This window comes from Streptomyces sp. NPDC048604, from assembly GCF_043199435.1.
In the GTDB taxonomy this organism is placed as follows: domain Bacteria; phylum Actinomycetota; class Actinomycetes; order Streptomycetales; family Streptomycetaceae; genus Streptomyces.
In genome coordinates this window covers 288,805-305,886 of record NZ_JBICVX010000009.1, presented here as the reverse complement: position 1 = coordinate 305,886, position 17,082 = coordinate 288,805, and the positions used below count along the sequence as shown (strand labels likewise).

19 protein-coding genes and 7 tRNA genes are annotated in these 17,082 nt (G+C 73.7%); 11 read left to right on the top strand and 15 right to left on the bottom strand.

What is annotated here, in order from left to right; translation table 11 throughout:
- Nucleotides 1-83: 83 nt before the first annotated feature.
- Nucleotides 84-809 (top strand): 3'-5' exonuclease, encoded by a 726-nt coding sequence (locus ACGFMM_RS20840; RefSeq protein ID WP_393647840.1) that lies wholly within the window; start codon nucleotides 84-86, stop codon nucleotides 807-809.
- Between the two features lie 64 nt (nucleotides 810-873).
- On the opposite strand, the gene ACGFMM_RS20835 is transcribed toward ACGFMM_RS20840, so the two are convergent.
- A tRNA-Val gene (locus ACGFMM_RS20835) sits at nucleotides 874-945 on the bottom strand.
- A gap of 63 nt (nucleotides 946-1,008) precedes the next feature.
- A complete protein-coding gene (locus ACGFMM_RS20830) occupies nucleotides 1,009-1,455 on the bottom strand; it encodes an SRPBCC family protein (RefSeq protein WP_393647839.1) in 447 nt (148 codons plus the stop codon).
- Between the two features lie 84 nt (nucleotides 1,456-1,539).
- Between ACGFMM_RS20830 and ACGFMM_RS20825 the strand changes: the two genes are divergently transcribed.
- Nucleotides 1,540-4,134: an SCO7613 C-terminal domain-containing membrane protein gene (locus ACGFMM_RS20825; RefSeq protein ID WP_393647838.1), complete on the top strand. Its 2,595-nt coding sequence runs from the start codon at nucleotides 1,540-1,542 to the stop codon at nucleotides 4,132-4,134.
- Between the two features lie 103 nt (nucleotides 4,135-4,237).
- Here the strand turns inward: ACGFMM_RS20825 and ACGFMM_RS20820 are convergent.
- Nucleotides 4,238-4,312: transfer RNA gene (locus tag ACGFMM_RS20820), tRNA-Val, on the bottom strand.
- 51 nt (nucleotides 4,313-4,363) lie between these two features.
- Nucleotides 4,364-4,876: a TIGR02611 family protein gene (locus tag ACGFMM_RS20815; protein ID WP_393647837.1), complete on the bottom strand. Its 513-nt coding sequence runs from the start codon at nucleotides 4,874-4,876 to the stop codon at nucleotides 4,364-4,366.
- 189 nt (nucleotides 4,877-5,065) lie between these two features.
- Here ACGFMM_RS20815 and ACGFMM_RS20810 point away from each other — a divergent pair, with 189 nt between their 5' ends.
- Together ACGFMM_RS20810 and ACGFMM_RS20805 are read left to right on the top strand one after the other, a co-directional pair.
- Complete coding sequence (locus ACGFMM_RS20810) at nucleotides 5,066-5,479, top strand: SsgA family sporulation/cell division regulator (protein WP_015032345.1); 414 nt, start codon at nucleotides 5,066-5,068, stop codon at nucleotides 5,477-5,479.
- A gap of 260 nt (nucleotides 5,480-5,739) precedes the next feature.
- Complete coding sequence (locus ACGFMM_RS20805) at nucleotides 5,740-6,297, top strand: CGNR zinc finger domain-containing protein (protein ID WP_393647836.1); 558 nt, start codon at nucleotides 5,740-5,742, stop codon at nucleotides 6,295-6,297.
- Between the two features lie 6 nt (nucleotides 6,298-6,303).
- Here ACGFMM_RS20805 and ACGFMM_RS20800 read toward each other — a convergent pair whose 3' ends face one another.
- A complete protein-coding gene (locus ACGFMM_RS20800; RefSeq protein WP_393647835.1) occupies nucleotides 6,304-6,456 on the bottom strand; it encodes a hypothetical protein in 153 nt (50 codons plus the stop codon).
- Nucleotides 6,457-6,577: 121 nt separating this feature from the next.
- Nucleotides 6,578-7,003 carry a hypothetical protein gene (locus ACGFMM_RS20795; RefSeq protein ID WP_393647834.1) on the bottom strand — a complete coding sequence of 142 codons (426 nt, stop codon included), beginning with the start codon at nucleotides 7,001-7,003 and terminating at the stop codon, nucleotides 6,578-6,580.
- A 172-nt stretch (nucleotides 7,004-7,175) separates the two neighbouring features.
- On the opposite strand from ACGFMM_RS20795, the gene ACGFMM_RS20790 reads away from it, so the two are divergent.
- Complete coding sequence (locus tag ACGFMM_RS20790; RefSeq protein WP_393647833.1) at nucleotides 7,176-7,697, top strand: DsbA family protein; 522 nt, start codon at nucleotides 7,176-7,178, stop codon at nucleotides 7,695-7,697.
- A 28-nt stretch (nucleotides 7,698-7,725) separates the two neighbouring features.
- Here the strand turns inward: ACGFMM_RS20790 and ACGFMM_RS20785 are convergent, their stop codons facing one another.
- The 3 genes from ACGFMM_RS20785 to ACGFMM_RS20775 are packed head-to-tail and all read right to left on the bottom strand — an operon-like array spanning nucleotide 7,726 to nucleotide 10,515.
- The gene (locus ACGFMM_RS20785; RefSeq protein ID WP_393647832.1) at nucleotides 7,726-8,565 is read right to left on the bottom strand and encodes a GNAT family N-acetyltransferase; all 840 of its coding nucleotides are present in this window, start codon (nucleotides 8,563-8,565) and stop codon (nucleotides 7,726-7,728) included.
- A gap of 55 nt (nucleotides 8,566-8,620) precedes the next feature.
- Nucleotides 8,621-9,448: an aminotransferase class IV gene (locus ACGFMM_RS20780; RefSeq protein WP_393647876.1), complete on the bottom strand. Its 828-nt coding sequence runs from the start codon at nucleotides 9,446-9,448 to the stop codon at nucleotides 8,621-8,623.
- A gap of 5 nt (nucleotides 9,449-9,453) precedes the next feature.
- Entirely contained in the window at nucleotides 9,454-10,515 is a 1,062-nt protein-coding gene (locus tag ACGFMM_RS20775) for a chorismate-binding protein (protein ID WP_393647831.1), read from the bottom strand.
- Between the two features lie 199 nt (nucleotides 10,516-10,714).
- Here ACGFMM_RS20775 and ACGFMM_RS20770 point away from each other — a divergent pair.
- The 5 genes from ACGFMM_RS20770 to ACGFMM_RS20750 all read left to right on the top strand — a co-directional run bounded on the left by ACGFMM_RS20770 (nucleotide 10,715) and on the right by ACGFMM_RS20750 (nucleotide 11,186).
- Nucleotides 10,715-10,787, top strand: a tRNA-Gly gene (locus ACGFMM_RS20770).
- A gap of 38 nt (nucleotides 10,788-10,825) precedes the next feature.
- Nucleotides 10,826-10,899, top strand: a tRNA-Cys gene (locus ACGFMM_RS20765).
- A gap of 1 nt (nucleotide 10,900) precedes the next feature.
- Nucleotides 10,901-10,972 (top strand) — tRNA-Val (locus ACGFMM_RS20760).
- 19 nt (nucleotides 10,973-10,991) lie between these two features.
- Nucleotides 10,992-11,063 (top strand) — tRNA-Val (locus ACGFMM_RS20755).
- 48 nt (nucleotides 11,064-11,111) lie between these two features.
- Nucleotides 11,112-11,186: transfer RNA gene (locus ACGFMM_RS20750), tRNA-Val, on the top strand.
- A gap of 71 nt (nucleotides 11,187-11,257) precedes the next feature.
- Here the strand turns inward: ACGFMM_RS20750 and ACGFMM_RS20745 are convergent.
- The 4 genes from ACGFMM_RS20745 to ACGFMM_RS20730 all read right to left on the bottom strand — a co-directional run bounded on the left by ACGFMM_RS20745 (nucleotide 11,258) and on the right by ACGFMM_RS20730 (nucleotide 13,406).
- Entirely contained in the window at nucleotides 11,258-11,530 is a 273-nt protein-coding gene (locus ACGFMM_RS20745; RefSeq protein WP_393647830.1) for a zf-TFIIB domain-containing protein, read from the bottom strand.
- Nucleotides 11,531-11,570: 40 nt separating this feature from the next.
- Complete coding sequence (locus tag ACGFMM_RS20740; RefSeq protein WP_393647829.1) at nucleotides 11,571-12,554, bottom strand: phosphotransferase family protein; 984 nt, start codon at nucleotides 12,552-12,554, stop codon at nucleotides 11,571-11,573.
- 151 nt (nucleotides 12,555-12,705) lie between these two features.
- Entirely contained in the window at nucleotides 12,706-12,873 is a 168-nt protein-coding gene (locus tag ACGFMM_RS20735; protein WP_393647828.1) for a hypothetical protein, read from the bottom strand.
- A 278-nt stretch (nucleotides 12,874-13,151) separates the two neighbouring features.
- On the bottom strand, nucleotides 13,152-13,406 hold the full coding sequence (locus ACGFMM_RS20730; RefSeq protein ID WP_393647827.1) for a hypothetical protein: 255 nt from the start codon (nucleotides 13,404-13,406) through the stop codon (nucleotides 13,152-13,154).
- A gap of 199 nt (nucleotides 13,407-13,605) precedes the next feature.
- On the opposite strand from ACGFMM_RS20730, the gene ACGFMM_RS20725 reads away from it, so the two are divergent.
- Nucleotides 13,606-14,787 (top strand): serine/threonine-protein kinase, encoded by a 1,182-nt coding sequence (locus ACGFMM_RS20725; RefSeq protein ID WP_393647826.1) that lies wholly within the window; start codon nucleotides 13,606-13,608, stop codon nucleotides 14,785-14,787.
- A gap of 68 nt (nucleotides 14,788-14,855) precedes the next feature.
- Here the strand turns inward: ACGFMM_RS20725 and ACGFMM_RS20720 are convergent, their stop codons facing one another.
- Together ACGFMM_RS20720 and ACGFMM_RS20715 are read right to left on the bottom strand one after the other, a co-directional pair.
- Nucleotides 14,856-15,740, bottom strand: coding sequence for a geranyl diphosphate 2-C-methyltransferase (locus ACGFMM_RS20720; RefSeq protein ID WP_393647825.1), 885 nt, complete (start codon nucleotides 15,738-15,740; stop codon nucleotides 14,856-14,858).
- Nucleotides 15,741-15,757: 17 nt separating this feature from the next.
- The gene (locus ACGFMM_RS20715; protein ID WP_393647824.1) at nucleotides 15,758-17,008 is read right to left on the bottom strand and encodes a family 2 encapsulin nanocompartment cargo protein terpene cyclase; all 1,251 of its coding nucleotides are present in this window, start codon (nucleotides 17,006-17,008) and stop codon (nucleotides 15,758-15,760) included.
- Nucleotides 17,009-17,082 lie beyond the last annotated feature (74 nt).

Genomic DNA, 17,082 nt, shown 5'->3' with positions numbered 1-17,082 from the left:
CAAACGGCCCGGGTATCACCGGTTCGGGCAGCGGGACAAGCCCATCTGCCGCCATCTGCCGCCAAGGTGCGAGGAGTTCGGGGATGACGCACTGGTACGAGGGCCCCCTGGCCGCATTCGACACGGAGACCACAGGAGTTGACGTCGAGCAGGACCGGATCGTGTCCGCCGCCCTCGTCGTCCAGGACACCGCGGGCGGCCGCCCGCGCATCACCCGATGGCTCGTCAATCCCGGTATCCCGGTGCCCCGGGCGGCGACGGAGGTGCACGGGCTGACGGACGAACACCTCCAGCGCAACGGCCGCTGGCCGGCTCCGGTGATGGAGGAGGTGGCCCGGGCGCTTACCGAGCAGTCGGCGGCGGGCCGTCCGCTGGTGGTGATGAACGCGCCCTTCGATCTGACGATCCTGGACCGGGAGCTGCGCCGGCACCGGGCCTCGTCGCTGGCCCGCTACATGGAGAACGTGCCGCTGTGCGTGCTCGATCCGCGGGTCCTGGACAAACATCTGGACCGGTACCGCAAGGGCCGGCGCACGCTGACGGACCTGTGCGCGGAATACGGGGTGGAGCTGACCGGGGCGCACGAGGCGGCGGCGGACGCGGTCGCGGCACTGGACGTCGTACGGGCGGTGGCGCGGCGGTTCGCGTCCCGGCTCGACCGGCTGACGCCGGCGGAGCTGCACATCCGTCAGGCGGTGTGGCACGCGGCGCAGGCCCGGGGCCTGCAGGCGTGGTTCACGCGGAACGGGACGCCGGAGGCGGTCGATCCGGCGTGGCCCTTGCGGCCGGAGATCGCGGCGGCGGCATGACGGGCGGCGCCGCGTCCGGGAACGAAGAAGGCCGGTCCGTCGATGACGGACCGGCCTTTCCCGGTGGGCGATACTGGGATCGAACCAGTGACCCCTTCGGTGTGAACGAAGTGCTCTCCCGCTGAGCTAATCGCCCGGGAACGGGTTGAACCATACAGGCCCTGCGGCCCTCGGTTCAAACCGATGGCGGGCGCGCTGCTCAACCGGACCGCAGGTGGGCGGCGAGACCGCGCCGTCCGCCGCGCATCATCAGCGCGTGGTTGAACCGGAAGACCGGCCGGCCCGGCACCGCGAGCAGGCGCATCAGCCGGCTGCGGACCTCGACCTCCTGCTCGAACTCCGCCCGCGTCCCACCGTCGTGCTCGGTGAGCGTCCAGCGGGCCCAGCCGTCGAGGTCGCCGCTCATGCCGATCTCCAGGATCCCCGCCTCGGGGTCGCGGCGCCGGGCGACGGCGGTGACGACGAGCTCGTACGGCAGGAAGGAGCGGAAGCGCGCGGTGCCGGTGGAATCGTCGACCGCGGTGACCTCGCGGACCTGCGGCCACCAGCGCGGGTACTCCTCGGCGCGTTCCAGCACGGCGAACACGGCGTCCGGCGGGGCGGCGAGCTGCCAGACGCTGCGGAAGCGGTAGCGGCACCAGTCCATGACCCCAGTGTGTACGTACTCAGGCGCGGAATTGAGTACCCCGACGCATTCCCGGGAGGGGTGCGCCGGGCCACACTCCGCCTCATGGAGAATGTTCTGCCGCCCGCCGACGAGCTGGTGCTCGTCGACCGCGAGCTGGCCCAACTCGATGCCCGACGGTCCCAGTTGCTGGCCCGGCGGGCCTGGCTGCTGCAGGTGCTGCGGGCCGCCGCGGTCCCACAGGCCCCGGCCTACGGCACCCCGGCGGCCGGCTGGGCCGTGCCGCCCAAGCCCGTCGCGGACACCACGCCGCCCAGCGCCCAGAACGTGCTGCTCACCCTCGGCGGGGTGTTGCTGACGATCGCCGCGATCGCGTTCACCCTGGTCAGCTGGGGTTCGATGGGCATCGGCGGCCGGGCCGCGGTGCTCGCCGTGGTGACCGGAGCGGCGCTGGCCGCGCCGGTCGTCCTGCTGCGCCGCGGCCTGGTGTCGACGGCGGAGTCGGTGGGCGCGCTGGGCCTGGTCCTGATGGTCCTCGACGCGTACGCGCTGCACCGCGTGGCCCTCGCCGGCACGGACGGCGTGGCCTACACGGCGGGCGCCTCGGCGGTCCTGGCCGGGGCGTGGGCGGCGTACGGGACGGCGCTCGGCGGCCGGCTCCGGATCCCGCTGCCGGTCGCGGTGGTCGCGGCCCAACTGCCGCTGCCGCTGGCCGCGGTGGCGGCGGACGCGGGCGCGTACCCCCTGGGCTGGGCGATGCTGGCGACGGCGGCCGCGGACGCGGCGCTGCTGCTGTGGGTGAAGCTGCAGTCGGTGCGGATCACGGCGGCCGTGGGGCTGTGCGTGACGGGCTCCTGGGCGCTGCTGACCGGCGGCTGGTTCTCGCTGACGGACCCGGTCCCGGCGGTGGCCCTGCTGCTCGCGGGCGGTGCGCTGGCGCTGTACACGGGGTGGCGCACGCCCGCCGTGACGGTGTTCGGCGCCGTGGTCGCGGCGCTCACGGCGGTCGCCGCGGTGGGCGGCGTGCTGCGGTCGGCGCTGCCGGAGTCCTGGATCGTGCCGGGGTACGTGGCCTGCGGGCTCGCCCTCGCGGCGGTGCTGCGCACGAAGCTGCCCCGGCCGGTGCGGCAGGGCGCGCTCGGGACGGGCGCGGGGGTGCTGGGCCTGGGCGTGCTGTGGGCGCTGCCGCCGGCGGCGGCGCTGCTCCTGGACTCGGCGGTCCGTACGACGCCGGTGTGGTCGGGCCCGGCGACGCCGGTGTTCCCGGAGTACCCGGCGACGGCGTCGCTGGTCCTGCTCGCGGCGACGGCGGCACTGGCCCCGCTGCGGCACACCTGGTCCCGTTGTACGGCGGTGCTGCTGGCGTGGGCGACGGTCCTGTCGCTGCCGGTGTCCCTGGACCTGGGCCACGCGCTGCGCCTGACGGTCCTGCTCCTGACGGCGGTCGCCGCGGGCGCGCTGGCCTGCCGTGCGCAGTGGTTCACCCGCGGCCTGCCCGCCCCTGCCCCCGACCGGCACGACCGGGCCGCTGCCGACGCCCCGGCGGGCGCCGACCACTCGGGGGACCCGCAGGGCGAGGGTGAGGGCTCGAGCGAGGGCTCGGGCGAGACCCTGGCGGAGGGCTTCGGGCCCGCCGCCGGCGCGGCTCCCGCCGGCACCTTCGGGGCGCCGGTCTGGCCCGGCTGGGCCGGGGCCCGGGTTCCGGTGGCCGTTCGCGAGCCGGTGGCTCCCGGTGTGGCGCTGGCCTGGTGCGGGTTCGGGGCCGCGGTGGCGTCCGCGGTCGGAGCGGTGCTGAGCGGCCTCGACACCCGGGCGGGGACGTTCACCGTGCTCGGGGTGCTGCTCGCGCTGTTCGCGGGGGTCGCCGCCTTCGGTGAGCGCCGGGTGCGCGCCGCGGCGGCCTGTCTGGCCGTCGCCGCCGCGGGCGGGCTGGTGCTCGCCGGGGCGCGGGCCGCGCAGCTCGAGGACCACCGCACGGCGGTCTGGCTGCTGGTGGTGCCCACCGCCGCCGTCGGCGTCGGCGCGCGGCTGCGCCGCCACCCGCTGGCGCTGCCGGTGGAGCTGTCGGGCGCGGCCGTCGCGCTGCTCGCGATCGGTCTGGCGGCGGGCCGGCCGGCCTCCCTGGCGCTCGTCCTGGCGCTGTGCGGCGTGCTCGCCGCGGCCGTGGCGGCGGTGCGGCCGGAGGGCCGGCGCACGGCGGGCTGGACCGCCGCGGTGCTCTTCGTCCTGGCGACCTGGGTGCGCCTCGCCGCCTCGGACGTGACGACCCCGGAGGCGTACACGCTGCCGGTGACGCTGCCCGCGCTGGCCGTCGGCGTGCTGCGGCGGCACAGGGATCCGGAGGCGTCGTCGTGGACGGCGTACGGGCCCGGGCTCGCCGCGACGCTGGTACCGAGCCTGATAGCGGTCTGGAGCGACCCGTACTGGGGCCGTCCGCTGCTGCTCGGCCTCGCCGCGCTGGCGGTGACACTGCTCGGCGCCCGGCACCGGCTGCAGGCTCCGCTGGTCCTGGGCGGCACGGCGCTGGCCCTGGTCGCGCTGCACGAGCTCGCGCCGTACGTGGTGCAGGTGGTCGGCGCGCTGCCCCGCTGGCTGCCGCCGGCGCTCGCGGGTCTGCTGCTCCTCGCCGTCGGAGCGACGTACGAGCAGCGGCTGCGCGACGCCCGCCGGCTGCGCGAGAAGCTGGGCCGGATGCACTGACAGGCCGGTCCGGGCCGGTCCCGGCAACGGGACGGGCCCGGACCGGGCCCGGCAAACGCCGAGGGCCCGGAGACTGATGCAGTCTCCGGGCCCTCGGTCCGGGTGGTGGGCGATACTGGGTTCGAACCAGTGACCTCTTCGGTGTGAACGAAGCGCTCTCCCACTGAGCTAATCGCCCGGGCGCACCGCAAACATTACCCCATGTCAGCGGGCTCCTTTGACCAGTTCCTCACTGGTCGATCCTCCACGGCATCACGAAGCCGAACTTCCAGAGGTAGATCCCGAGCAGCACCGCGATGATCACCAGGCCGATGGTGGTGAGGATGATGTTCCGCCGCCGCACCTTCGGGTCCAGCGCCTTCTGCGCCGCCTCGGTGACCTTGCGCTTGGTCCAGCGCAGCACGAGCTGCGCCCAGACGAACTCGGTCGCCCAGATCGCCATGCCGCCGAAGATCACCAGCCAGCCGGGGCCGGGCAGCGGCAGCATGATCACGCCGGCCCCCACCACGGCCAGACCGACGACGAACACGCCGACCTGCCAGCTCATGTGCAGCGTCCGCCGCGCCTTGATGAACTCCGGCGCCCGGGACCCGAGGGGCTTCTCCGCGGTCTCCGCGGCCTTCGCCTCCTCCACGGCCTCCGAGGTCTGGGCGGTCTCGGCCGTCTCGGCGGTCTCCACTGTCTCCCCCGTCTCAGCGGGCTCGGCGGCCCCCGCGCGCCGCTCGTCACTCTCCGCATTCATGGCCCCAACTTACCGGACCGCGTCGGATCACCGGAATGGAGTCATGTCCGCAGGACATACACCGCCGTCCGGGCGACCTGAACGATCACAAAACAGACAGAGGGGTTTACAACGGCACCGTAGGTGGCATGTCGATTTCGCCGACGTGCGAATCCCCGAGCGCACACTGAGCGAAAGGCCCTGGCGCTTATGAACACCACGGTCAGCTGCGAGCTGCACCTGCGCCTCGTTGTGTCGAGCGAGTCCTCACTGCCTGTACCGGCGGGCCTGCGGTATGACACGGCCGATCCCTATGCCGTGCACGCCACCTTCCACACCGGAGCCGAAGAGACGGTCGAGTGGGTCTTCGCCCGCGATCTTCTCGCCGAGGGGCTGCACCGGCCCACCGGTACCGGCGACGTCCGTGTCTGGCCGTCCCGCAGCCACGGTCAGGGCGTCGTCTGCATCGCGCTGAGCTCTCCCGAGGGCGAGGCCCTGCTCGAAGCCCCCGCACGCGCCCTGGAGTCGTTCCTGAAGCGGACCGACGCCGCGGTGCCGCCGGGCACCGAACACCGCCATTTCGACCTCGACACGGAGCTCTCCCACATCCTGGCCGACAGCTGAGCCGCTGAGAGCCGGGCCGAGAGCCGCAGGCGCCGTCCGACTCGGGGAGACGGCGTCGCGCGGACAACCGCATACGGCAGGGATCGGCGCCCGCACCGCGCATCGACGTGGTGCGGGCGCCGACGTCCCCGCCCGGGCGCCCCTGTGCGTACCGCATGCTTTCGGCCCCGTTCCCGCCCACTCCGGGCAGGACGGACGCGAGCCGCTAGAGTCAGCGGAATTCGGCGGGCGCCCGCCCGCAGCCGGCCAGGGAGCGGAACGTGCTGATCCCCCACGACACCAGGATCGCCCTCGACACCGTCGTCGATCTGATGAACACCGCGGCGGAGGGCGAGCGGGGCGACGTACTGGTGGACCTCGCGGGGCTGGGCGCGTTCGTGCGGCAGCACGACATCAGCGACGTCGGCGAGCTCGGTGACGCGGACCTCGCGGCCGTGCGCGAGGTGCGCAGCCGGTTCGCCGCCGTGTTCACCGCGCCCGACTCGCGGGTGGCGGCGGCGCTGATCAACCAGCTGGTGGCGGCCGCGGGCACGACGCCGCAGCTCACCGACCACGACGGCTACGACTGGCACGTGCACTACTTCGCGCCGGGCGCCTCCGTCGCCGACCACCTGGCCGCGGACTGCGGCATGGCGCTCGCGTTCATCGTCGTCAACGGGGAGCAGGAGCGGCTGCGCCGCTGCGAGGCCCCGGACTGCGGCCGCGCGTTCGTCGACCTGTCCCGGAACCGCTCGCGCCGCTACTGCGACAGCCGGACCTGCGGCAACCGTCTGCACGTGGCCGCGTACCGGGCGCGCCGCAAGGAAGCGGCCGGCTGACCGCCGTCACAGCAGGAAGAGGTCGTGCACGGAGGCCATCAGCAGTAGGCAGCCGATCACCGCGAGGAAGATCATCAGCGGCGGCTGGGAGAGCGCGAACAGACAGCCGCGCGGCTCCTCTGTGGGGGCGGGGGCTCGATCCCGCGAGGTTTCCTGCATCTCGGGGCGATGATGGCGCACGGCCGCCCCGGGAGATCAAGCAACACGCTCCACGACCGCGGCAGTTCACCGGATCCCGTGGATCCGCGTGCCCGGGTCCACGGGGGCGGCGGGTGCGGGATCAGATGTTGTGCTTCTTCAGGATCGCCTCGATGTCGCTGAAGTCGTCCGCCGGGGCGCCGGCCTCGGGCTTCGGGGCCGTACCCCGCCGGCTCTGACCGAGCGCGGGCGCGGACGCGGACGGCTCGGCCGCCCGCTTCTTCTCGCCGGCCGGCTTGCCCTCCTTGCCGCCGCGGCGGCGTTCGACGGTGCGGGCGGTCATGAACAGCACCCAGGCGAAGCCGAGGACGGCGAAGCCGACCCAGGCGGTGGGGCTGAAGGCGGTGTCGGCGAGCCACTGCACGGCCCCGGTCATCACCAGGCCGAGCGGCACCAGCGCGTACGCGGCGATCCTCGTCGCGGCGAGGAACCGCTTGCGGTACGCCGTGATCGCGGCGATGCCCAGGCCGGCCGCAGCCACCGCGGAACAGACTGTCTCGGCAAGCATCCGGTCCTCCTGGCAGGGCACTGGGCGATACGTCCCTTCCATCCTGCACCGCCGCCGCCGTCCGGGGCCACGGCGCGGGCGGCCCCGGGGCGGATCTCCGGGAGATCTCCGGGGCGGCCTCCTCCCCAGGTCCCGGTTGGGAGGGGCGAGCGCGGGCTGGAAGACTGGCCCCATGAGCGACTCCACCACCGGCAACACCGACTCCCCCGTCGTCCTGGAGGCCTGGTTCGACCTCCAGTGCCCCGACTGCACGAGCGCCCTCGACGACGTGCACGCGCTGCGCGCGAAGTACGGCGAGCGGCTGGACGTGCGGCTGCGGCACTTCCCGCTGCAGAAGAACAAGCACGCGTACGCGGCCGCGCAGGCCGCGGAGGAGGCCGCCGAGCAGGGGCAGGGCTGGCCGTACGCGGAGGCGCTGCTGGCCAGGACCTCGGACCTGGCCGACCGGGGCGAGCCGGTGCTGCTCGACGTGGCCCGCGAACTCGGCCTGGACGCCGAGGAGTTCGACACCGCGCTGATCGACGGCCGGCATCTGCTGGTGGTGGACGCCGACCAGGCGGAGGGCCAGGCCATCAAGGTCACGGGCACCCCGACGTACGTGATCGGCGGCGAGCGGCTGGACGGCGGCAAGAGCCAGGAGGGCCTGCGCGCCCGCATCGAGGAGATCGCGGACCGTCTGCTCGCGCAGAGCTGAGCCGGGGCCGCGCCGGCGCAAGGCCGCGCTACAGCAGCACCTTGCTGCTGTTGATGTGCGTGGTGCGGTAGCCGAGCGAGTCGTACAGGGCGAGGGCCGGCGTGTTGTCGGCGAAGACGTGGAGGCCGAGGAGCCGGGTGCCGGACTCGGCGACGGTGCGTTCGGCGAGGAGCATCAGGGCGCGGCCGTAGCCGTGGCCCCGGTGTCCGGGGACAACCTCGACGTCGTACACGTACCCGCCGAGCACGCCCGGCGCCAGCTTGCGCCGTCCGGTCCAGACGTGGCCGACGACGGCCCCGTCGCGCAGGACCACCTGCACGGCCACGCCGTGGCTGGCGAGCCCCTCGGGGAGCAGCTCGCGGTGGCTCGCCTCGGCCTTGGCGCGGGCCTGGTCGGCGGGGACGCCGCGCGCGGTCCAGCTCTCGGCGAAGGCCTGCCGGGCGGCCGTCTCCCACGGCGCGTACTCGTCCTCGGTCATCGCGCGGGCCTCTACGCCCTCCGGCAGGGCCGGCGGCGGCGCGCTGAGCTCCTTGAGCATGTTGCGGCTGACCTCGGCGTAGCCGAGCATCCCGGCCAGCCGCTGCGCGATCTGGGCCTCGACCGGCACGGAGACGTGCACCTGGGTGCAGCCCCAGCCGCGCAGCACCTCCTCCGCCGCGAGCGCGGCGACGGTGCCGCGGCCGCGCCGCCGGTCCGCCTCGTCGATCCGCAGGGACTCGATCACGCCTGCCCTCGGACCGAACGCCGGGTCGGTGGCGAGCCGGACGGCGCCGACCGGCCGGCTGTTCACGCACACCTCGTAGGCGCGGGACCGGGAGGCGTCGGCGGCCGTCTGGAGCGGCCCTGTCGGCCGCAGGGTGGTGGTCATCACCGGTGTTGTACCGGTCCTGCGGCCGGACGTCACCTGGTTTGCCGGGAAACGCCTACGGACGGGGATCGGCGTCGGCCGCGGCCCGCTCCTCGAACACGCGCATGGCCTTGGCGGTCACCGGGCCGGGCGCTCCGGCCGGCTCGCGGCCGTCGACCCGGTGCACGGCCTGGACGTCGCGCAGGGTGGAGGTCAGGAAGATCTCGTCGGCGTGCTCCAGGACGTCCATCGGCAGGTCGGTCTCCTCCGCGCCGGTCCACTCGATCGCGAGCGCCCGGGTGATGCCGGGGAGGCAGCCCGAGGCGACCGGAGGGGTGTGGATGCGGCCGTCGAGGACGACGAACACGTTGGAGCCGGTGCCCTCGCAGAGCCGGTCCCGGGTGTTCGGGAACAGCGCCTCGGACGCGCCCGCGGCGTGCGCCCGTGCGAGGGCGACGACGTTCTCCGCGTACGAGGTGGTCTTCAGACCCACCAGCGCGCTGCGCTCGTTGCGGGTCCACGGGACGGTGATCACCGCGGTGCTGTCCGCGCGGCGCGCGGTCGCGCCGAGGGCCACGACCAGGCCGGGCCCGGAGTCGCCGCGCTCGGAGCCGAGCGGCGAGACGCCGCCGGTGTACGTGATGCGGAGCCGGCCGAGCTCCGTCGGGTTGGCCTCCAGGACGGCGGCGCAGGCCCGGCGGATCTCGTCGTGGTCGGGGTCGGGCAGGCCGAGGCCCCGGGCGGAGCGGGTGAGCCGCTCCAGGTGGAGGGTGAGCGCGAAGGTCCCGCCGCGCACGGCCTTGACCGTCTCGAAGACCCCGTCGCCCACCGTCAGCCCGTGGTCCAGAACCGAGAACCGGGCGTCGGCCTCGTCATGCAGGGCACCGTTGACCCACAGCTTCATCGCGTTCAAAGAGAAATGGCCCTTTCGCTCGCCTCGTACGCGCCCGACGCTACCGCGAGCAGCCGGGAGGCCTTCAGTTCGGTCTCGTCCCACTCACGCTCGGGCTCGGAACCCCAGGTGATGCCCGCGCCGGTGCCGAAGCGCACCGCGGGCCCGCCGGGCGCGTCCCGGTCGAGCCAGAAGGTGCGTATGCCGACGGCGAGCTCGGCGGTGTCCGCGTCGGCGTCGACCCAGCCGACGCCTCCGCAGTACGGGCCGCGGGGCGCGGTCTCCAGGGACTCGATGATCCGCAGGGCGCTGGACTTGGGCGCGCCGGTCACGGAGCCGGGCGGGAAGGCCGCGGCCAGGACGTCGCTCCAGCCGGCGTCCTCGCGCAGCAGTCCGCCGACGGTGGAGACCAGGTGGACGAGGCCGGGGTGCTCCTCGACGGCGCAGAGCTCGGGGACGGTGACGGTGCCGGTCTCGCAGACGCGTCCGAGGTCGTTGCGGACCAGGTCGACGATCATCACGTTCTCGGCGTGGTCCTTGGGGAGCAGGTCGGCGGCGGTGCGGCCGGTGCCCTTGATGGGGCCGGAGGAAATCCGCGCGCCCTCGCGGCGCAGGAACAGTTCGGGCGAGGCGGTGGCGATCTCCACGCCGTGCCCCGGGAGGCGGATCGTTCCGGCGTACGGGGCGGGGTTGCCGCGGGCGAGCAGCGCGGTGAGCGCGTCGACGTCGGCGGCATCCGGGTCGGGCAGCGGCGCGGAGAGCACCCGGCAGAGGTTCGCCTGGTAGACCTCGCCGCGCGCGATGTGCTCGCGGACCCGGCGGACGCCTTCGGTGTAGGCGGTCCGGTCGAGGGAGGAGGTCCAGGCGTCGGGCGCCGGTCCGCGCCAGGCGCCCGGGACGGGCGCGGGGACCGGGGCGGGGCGGACGTCGGCGAAGCGGGCGCAGGTGAGCCCGCCTTCGAAGTCGGCCGCGACGGCCCAGAAGCCGGAGGAGTCGAGCGCCTCGGGATCGTGGGTGACGTCCCGGAGGTCGGTCGCGACGAGGCCGCCGAAGCGGGCCAGAGGAGCGAGGTCGTGCACGGCTCGAGTCTAGGCGGGGGCCGGCCCGGGGGCGTGCGGAGCGACCGGGAGCCCACCCGGAGTGAGCGTGCGGCCTGCGCGGATCGGCTGCGGCTCGGCCACAGGTCAGCACGCTGCGGAAACGCGTTTTTGTACTGGCCCGAGAATCCGCTAGAGTTCAACACGTCGCCGGGACGCGCAAGCGGAACGGAAACGACAAGCGGACGTGGCTCAGTTGGTAGAGCATCACCTTGCCAAGGTGAGGGTCGCGAGTTCGAATCTCGTCGTCCGCTCGATGTGGGGGATCATCCCGAACCCCTGATTCACTCCTGGTGGAGTGGCCGAGAGGCGAGGCAACGGCCTGCAAAGCCGTCTACACGGGTTCAAATCCCGTCTCCACCTCCAAGGACGATTAGCTCAGCGGGAGAGCGCTTCCCTGACACGGAAGAGGTCACTGGTTCAATCCCAGTATCGTCCACTGACCCGCAAGGGTCCCCGCGCGATTAGCTCAGCGGGAGAGCGCTTCCCTGACACGGAAGAGGTCACTGGTTCAATCCCAGTATCGCGCACGCAGCACCACGCACCACCCGCTTCACCTGCGGTTTCATACCGTCCCCGCGCGATTAGCTCAGCGGGAGAGCGCTTCCCTGACACGGAAGAGGTCACTGGTTCAATCCCAGTATCGCGCACCATCACCGGAGCCCCCGGCCGTCTTGTGCGGCCGGGGGCTCCGTCGTTCGTTCAGGTCAGGAGTTCGTTCACGTCAGGACGAGAACAGCATCCGGCCGAAGCCGCGCTGGTGGTGGTGCCCGCCGTGGTGGTGGCCGTGGCTGCCGTGGTGCGGGGCGCCCCAGGCGGGAGCGGCCGGCGGGGCGGCGGGCGGCGGAGCCTGCTGGCCCCACTGCGACTCGAGACGGGTCAGGGCCTCCAGCTCGCCGTAGTCCAGGAAGATCCCCCGGCAGCCGCTGCACTGCTCGATCTGGACGCCGCTGCGGTTGTACGTGTGCATCGGGGCATGGCACTTGGGACACTGCATGCTCGGCTCAACTCCTCGCCGTTCGGATGATGTGCTCACCCTACGATGACGCAGGTTCGCCCAAGTCGGTTCGGACGGAGGCGATTCGGGCGCAGGCGTCGAGCATCAGCTGCTCCACCTCGTCGAGCGGACGGTCCTCCGCGGCGCTCTTCACCAGGGCCAGGGCCGCGGTCTGCACGGTCAGGGCCCGTGCCGGGACGTCGAGTTGCGGCCAGGGATCGCCGTCGGCAGGGACCGCGGGGCCGCCGGCCGCGCGATACGCGGCGAGGAAGGCCGACCAGATGTCCGGGGGCAGGATCCCGGCGGCGTACCAGGCGGCGGGGCGCGCCAGGTCCCAGGCCGGGTCGCCCAGGCCCAGGTCGTCCACGTCGATCAGCAGCCAGGGGCCGTCGGGTGCGGGGTGGCGGACGAGCTGGCCGAGGTGCAGGTCGCCGTGGCACAGGACGTCCGCGCGCGGCCCGGCCGCCTCGTCGCGGGCCCAGGGCGGCAGCCCGGCCCAGGCCCGCAGGACGGGCGCGGCGACCGGCTGCGGGGGCCCGGCCAGGAGCCGGGCGACGGCCCGGGCCGCCTTGGCGGGGCCGCGGTGCGGGGGCAGGGGGCCGGCGGGCGGCGGGGTGCGGTGGAGCAGGGCGAGGAGGCGTGCGGTCTCGGCCCAGGGGGCGGCGTCCGGGTCGGCCGGGTCGACGGGGACTCCGTACGGCCAGGCGCTGACCCGGCGGCCCTCGACCTCGGCGTCCGGCAGCGGGAGCGGCGGCAGGAGGATGCCGCGCAGCGCGGGGTCGGCGGCCACGGCGACCCGGGCGGCGTGCCCGTCGGGGTCGGCGTCCGGTGCGTGGGCCTTGGCGACGACCGCGCCGTGCCGGACGACGGTGCCGTCGGCCCGGTCGGCCAGCACGTCCGTCCCCCCGTCGGCGCCTACGGGACTCCCGCAGGCCGTGCAGCCGCCGCGCTGCGCGGGAAGATGGGCGACCCCGCGTGCGAGCCGCCGGAGTTCGCTCACGAGCACGGTGCTGTCTTCGGCCATGAGGAGGAGCGTACGGGGGCCGGACAGCGCGATGGCCGGTCAGCTCCCCAGCTGACCGGCCAAACGCTGTCGTCCGCCGCACCCCCGTCCCCACGGGGTTGGTGGTCGGATGTCCCCGACCCGGGCCGCTCTCCCGGGTCCGGGGCGCCGCTCAGCGCCCCAGCATCACGCCCACGGACGACGCCTGTGTGACCACCGCGTCCCAGCCGCCGAAGACGACGACGAGCAGGGCCGCGAGCGGGAGGACCATGGCGGTCGCCACCAGCGGGTGGCGGCGCCCTTCGGTGCGGGCCACCGTGCGGGGTGCCGTGTGCGCCATGGTTCCTCTCCTGTCATGTCGACAGCGGCGGGTGTCTGACCTCGGGGGACGAGTGCACCACCCGCCGCTTGTCTTCAACAGTAGGGACGCGGGCCGTCCGCGGCGTCATGCCGTCGTACCGGCTTGCGGGCCTCCCGGAGGATGAGCGCACCCCTCACGGCGTACTCCCCAGGGTGGAGACGTCGCCTCCGGTCTGCGGGTCTTCCCGGAGGGAACCGTCCCCGAGCGCCCGGCGCGCACTCCCGCGCGCGCCCCCGGTGCGGCGTCGTCCGCGCAGGTCAGGCGGCGCTCTGCGCGCCCGCTCCCTCGCCGTCGGCGACGCGGGGCACGGGCTGCTCCACCAGGGCGAGCACCCGGTTCGCCATGAAGCGGGCGGTGCGGACCACCGTCCCGTTCCTCGTGACTTCGCTCACTTCGACCACCCCTCTGCGGACCGCCGTCTCCACCCTGCGACCTGCCCGGCTTGCCACTACTTCGTATGTGCGCGTCGTGTCCCCCGCGTCCACGACGATCTCCACCCGGTCACCCTTCATCGATCCAATCCCCCTTCTGCGACGGGCCATTGGGAACGTGCAGGAGTCGGGGACCGGCGCACGGCCGCCCCCTGACCACCCCTCAATTCTCGCACCGGGCACTGACAATCGATCGGGCCGAGAGGGCGCGGCCTATGAGCGCACCGGGGCGACGGTACGTAAGCTGTGCCACGTCAGAACGGACGACCAGGGGACGGACATGGCGATGATGCGGCTCCGGCGCGAGGATCCGCGGATCGTCGGGTCGTTCCGGCTCCACCGCCGCCTCGGCGCGGGCGGGATGGGCGTCGTCTATCTCGGTTCGGACCGGCGCGGTCAGCGCGTCGCGCTGAAGGTGATCCGGCCGGATCTCGCGGAGGACCAGGAGTTCCGCTCGCGGTTCGCCCGCGAGGTGTCCGCCGCGCGGCGGATCCGGGGCGGCTGTACCGCCCGGCTGGTCGCGGCCGACCTCGACGCGGACCGCCCCTGGTTCGCGACCCAGTACGTGCCCGGGCCGTCGCTGCACGACCGGGTGGCCGAGGAGGGCCCGCTGCGGGCCGCGGACGTCGCGGCGATCGGCGCGGCGCTCTCCGAGGGCCTGGTCGCGGTCCACGAGGCCGGTGTGGTGCACCGGGACCTGAAGCCGTCGAACATCCTGCTCTCCCCCAAGGGCCCGCGGATCATCGACTTCGGCATCGCCTGGGCGACCGGCGCGAGCACGCTGACGCACGTGGGGACCGCGGTCGGCTCCCCCGGCTTCCTCGCGCCCGAGCAGGTGCGCGGTGCGGCGGTCACCCCGGGGACGGACGTGTTCTCGCTCGGGGCCACGCTGGCGTACGCGGCGATGGGCGACTCGCCCTTCGGACACGGCAGTTCGGAGGTCATGCTCTACCGCGTCGTGCACGAGGAGCCGCAGCTGCACGGCGTCCCGGACGCGCTGGCGCCGCTGGTGCGGGCGTGCCTCGCGAAGGACCCGGAGGAGCGGCCGAGCACGCTGCAGCTGTCGATGCGGCTGAAGGAGATCGCGGCGCGGGAGGCGCAGGGCCTGCCGGAGGCGCGTCCTCCGGCGCAGCGGGAGCGGACCGAGCAGGCGCGTACGGTCCGGCCCACCGAGCGGTACACGGAGCGGGCGACGCTCGGCACGAACGGCGGGGCCGCCGGCGCGGCCCGGAAGGGTCCCTCCTCCCGGGCGGGCGGGGCGCGTACGGGCGGCGGCGGACGGCCGCAGGGGGCCAGGACCGGCAGCGGCCGCCCGACGGGCTCGCGGCCCGGCGGGCGCACGACGTCGACGGGCCGGCGTCCGGCCAACCCGCGGCTGCTGCGGCAGCGGCTGGTGGTGTTCGTGGTGGTGACGCTGGTGGTGGCGCTGGGCATCACGGCGCTGCAGGCCCTGCAGGGCTGAGGCCGCCGCACGCATGCGCCCGCCCGCCGGGCGCGGAAGCCTGGCGGGCGGGGTTCCGGCAGAGTGCGTCAGACGCGGTCGGCCGCGATGAGCAGGTACTGGAAGGAGCCGTCCTTGTACGACTCGATGAACGCCTCCTCGATGCCGGTGACCAACGACGACGTGGCGCGCAACTCCCAGTAGGGCAGGGTCGCCTCGGTCAGGTCGACGACCGCGTTCGGAACCAGGCGGTTGTCGGCCATGGCGCGCAGGTACTCGCGGCGGGAGTGGATGTTGCACTCGAAGTGGGCGTTGATCTGGGAGACCCACTTCGACGGCTGGCCGTATTTCGGGTTCCAGCAGCCGGTGATGGTGACGTAGCGCCCGCCGGTCGCGAGGACCCGGGAGTGCTCGGCCATCAGATCGTGCAGGTCGACGTACATGCTGGACTCGTTGTTCCACGAGCCGGCCATCTGTCCGGTCTCGAAGGGGGTGTCGAGCATGTTGCAGACGCGGGCGCGCACACGGTTATCGATGTCGAGCTCCCCGGCGCGCCGGTTCGCGAAGTCGGCCTGCTTGGCGGAGAGGGTGACTCCCTCGACCTTGCAGCCGAAGCGCTGGTGGGCCATGACCATGGAGCCGCCGCGACCGCAGCCGGCGTCCATGAGCGTGTCGTCGGGGCCGATCGGGCCGAGGTGGTCGAGGAGGACCTCGGCCTGGGCCGACTCGAGCCGGTGCAGTTCGGCGATCAGCTTCTTCTCGTACTCGCTGTCCTCGGGGGTGCCGAGGGCGGCGTGGTCCACGGCGCCGATGCCGTAGTGGTGGTGGTAGAGCCCGTCGACGTCGCCGAGGCGCAGGTTCACCGGCCTGGCCTCGTTGTTCCAATAGCGGGCGATGTCACCCTGGTAGGGCGTCGCGGGCGAGGGGACGAACGTCGAGGTGGCGTCGGCGGTGGTGAACTCGGTGCTGGTCACAGATGAAGATTCCGTTCTTACCAGAAACTAGGCAGGCTGTAGCGGTACGTGTTGGTCTGGTGCCAGTAGTGGTTGCCGTCGACCCAGGCGGCAACGCCCTTGAGGAAGCGCAGCACCGTCGGGACGGGGCAGGCTGCGGCCAGTTCGGCGGCCTCTGCCTCGAAGGTGCGCATGAGGTCGTTGTGGACCTCGACAGCCTTCAGATAGGCGTCCTTCTCTGAGACGCCCTCGCGTTCGGCGATCACTACCGGCAGGTTCAGGTGCAGGCCGGGGCTCTTCTGCTCCTTGGTATAGGAGTAGAGGTCGTTGACGACGGTGGTCGCGTTCCCGGCCAGGGCGATCACCCGCTGCATGGCGGGCGACGCGTGCAGGTCCGCCGGCAGTTCGTAGCCGCCGACGGTGTCGGTGATGGTGGGACAGGGGCGGAAGTTGTTGAACTGGCGCATCGCCAGGTACTCCCACACCTCGGGTACGTGCTCGGTCTCGGCCCACGCGGCCTCGGCGAGGTACCCCATGTGCAGCCTGGCCATGTCGTGCCGGAAGCGGTCGGCCTGGGACGGCGTGGCCAGCTGGACGAAGTACTCCATGGCGGAGCGGTAGGCCCGCCGCGGGGCGTCGGAGTGCAGCGACTCCGCCCAGCCCGGCGCGTACTCCGCCGTCGTGTGCACCGGGTCGAGCGCCGTGTGGGCGAGCAGCAGCCGGCTGCCGAGCCCGATCGGCGAGCCGCCGTGGTCCTCGCAGTAGCAGTCGTCGACTGCGTTCTCGGCGACCATCAGCCGCGTGGCGACCATCAGATGGTCGACGGTCGGAGCGTCCGGGTGGCAGGCGACCATGTAGCGCCCGACGGAGAAGCCGTCGAACTGGTCCTCCCACTCCGGCGGGAACGCCTGGACCTCGTCGACCGCCCAGGCCTTGATCCGGAGGCTGACCTCCTCGACCCGCACGGGGTCGGGCTCGGCGACCGGATGGTGGTACAGACCCGGGATGGGGGTGCCCTCCGGCGCGGCGGCGCGGGGCGTCGCGGCGTCCGGGTGCCGGGCCAGCGAGAGGCTCGCGGTGCCCAGGCCGCTGGGCCCGCGCGGGATCCATCCCGGCTCCGGGTCGACGGGTACGGGGATGTCGGCGACGCCCGCGGGCACGGCCCCCGTCCCGGCCCCTCCCGCACCGGCGGGCGGGAACGGGAGGGAGGGCGGCCCGGGCAGCGGCGGCAGGGTGACGGGCGGGGCGGGCAGGCTCGACTGCCCGGGGGAAAGCCCGGAGTCGGGCATCCGTGGCTCCTTGCTGGGATGAAATGGGTCACGGCCCGAGCGGCTCGGGCCGGCGCGGCCTTCGCCCGCACGGG

Bases quoted from the DNA above. Each gene is read 5' to 3' on its own strand.
- ACGFMM_RS20715 (WP_393647824.1), bottom strand. From the start codon at position 17,008: ATGCCCGACTCCGGGCTTTCCCCCGGGCAGTCGAGCCTGCCCGCCCCG.
- ACGFMM_RS20800 (WP_393647835.1), bottom strand. From the start codon at position 6,456: ATGCAGGAAACCTCGCGGGATCGAGCCCCCGCCCCCACAGAGGAGCCG.
- ACGFMM_RS20815 (WP_393647837.1), bottom strand. From the start codon at position 4,876: ATGAATGCGGAGAGTGACGAGCGGCGCGCGGGGGCCGCCGAGCCCGCT.
- ACGFMM_RS20745 (WP_393647830.1), bottom strand. From the start codon at position 11,530: ATGCAGTGTCCCAAGTGCCATGCCCCGATGCACACGTACAACCGCAGC.
- ACGFMM_RS20735 (WP_393647828.1), bottom strand. From the start codon at position 12,873: ATGGCGCACACGGCACCCCGCACGGTGGCCCGCACCGAAGGGCGCCGC.
- ACGFMM_RS20795 (WP_393647834.1), bottom strand. From the start codon at position 7,003: ATGCTTGCCGAGACAGTCTGTTCCGCGGTGGCTGCGGCCGGCCTGGGC.
- ACGFMM_RS20825 (WP_393647838.1), top strand. From the start codon at position 1,540: ATGGAGAATGTTCTGCCGCCCGCCGACGAGCTGGTGCTCGTCGACCGC.
- ACGFMM_RS20725 (WP_393647826.1), top strand. From the start codon at position 13,606: ATGGCGATGATGCGGCTCCGGCGCGAGGATCCGCGGATCGTCGGGTCG.
- ACGFMM_RS20830 (WP_393647839.1), bottom strand. From the start codon at position 1,455: ATGGACTGGTGCCGCTACCGCTTCCGCAGCGTCTGGCAGCTCGCCGCC.
- ACGFMM_RS20790 (WP_393647833.1), top strand. From the start codon at position 7,176: ATGAGCGACTCCACCACCGGCAACACCGACTCCCCCGTCGTCCTGGAG.
- ACGFMM_RS20785 (WP_393647832.1), bottom strand. From the start codon at position 8,565: ATGACCACCACCCTGCGGCCGACAGGGCCGCTCCAGACGGCCGCCGAC.
- ACGFMM_RS20740 (WP_393647829.1), bottom strand. From the start codon at position 12,554: ATGGCCGAAGACAGCACCGTGCTCGTGAGCGAACTCCGGCGGCTCGCA.
- ACGFMM_RS20810 (WP_015032345.1), top strand. From the start codon at position 5,066: ATGAACACCACGGTCAGCTGCGAGCTGCACCTGCGCCTCGTTGTGTCG.
- ACGFMM_RS20840 (WP_393647840.1), top strand. From the start codon at position 84: ATGACGCACTGGTACGAGGGCCCCCTGGCCGCATTCGACACGGAGACC.
- ACGFMM_RS20780 (WP_393647876.1), bottom strand. From the start codon at position 9,448: ATGAAGCTGTGGGTCAACGGTGCCCTGCATGACGAGGCCGACGCCCGG.
- ACGFMM_RS20730 (WP_393647827.1), bottom strand. From the start codon at position 13,406: ATGAAGGGTGACCGGGTGGAGATCGTCGTGGACGCGGGGGACACGACG.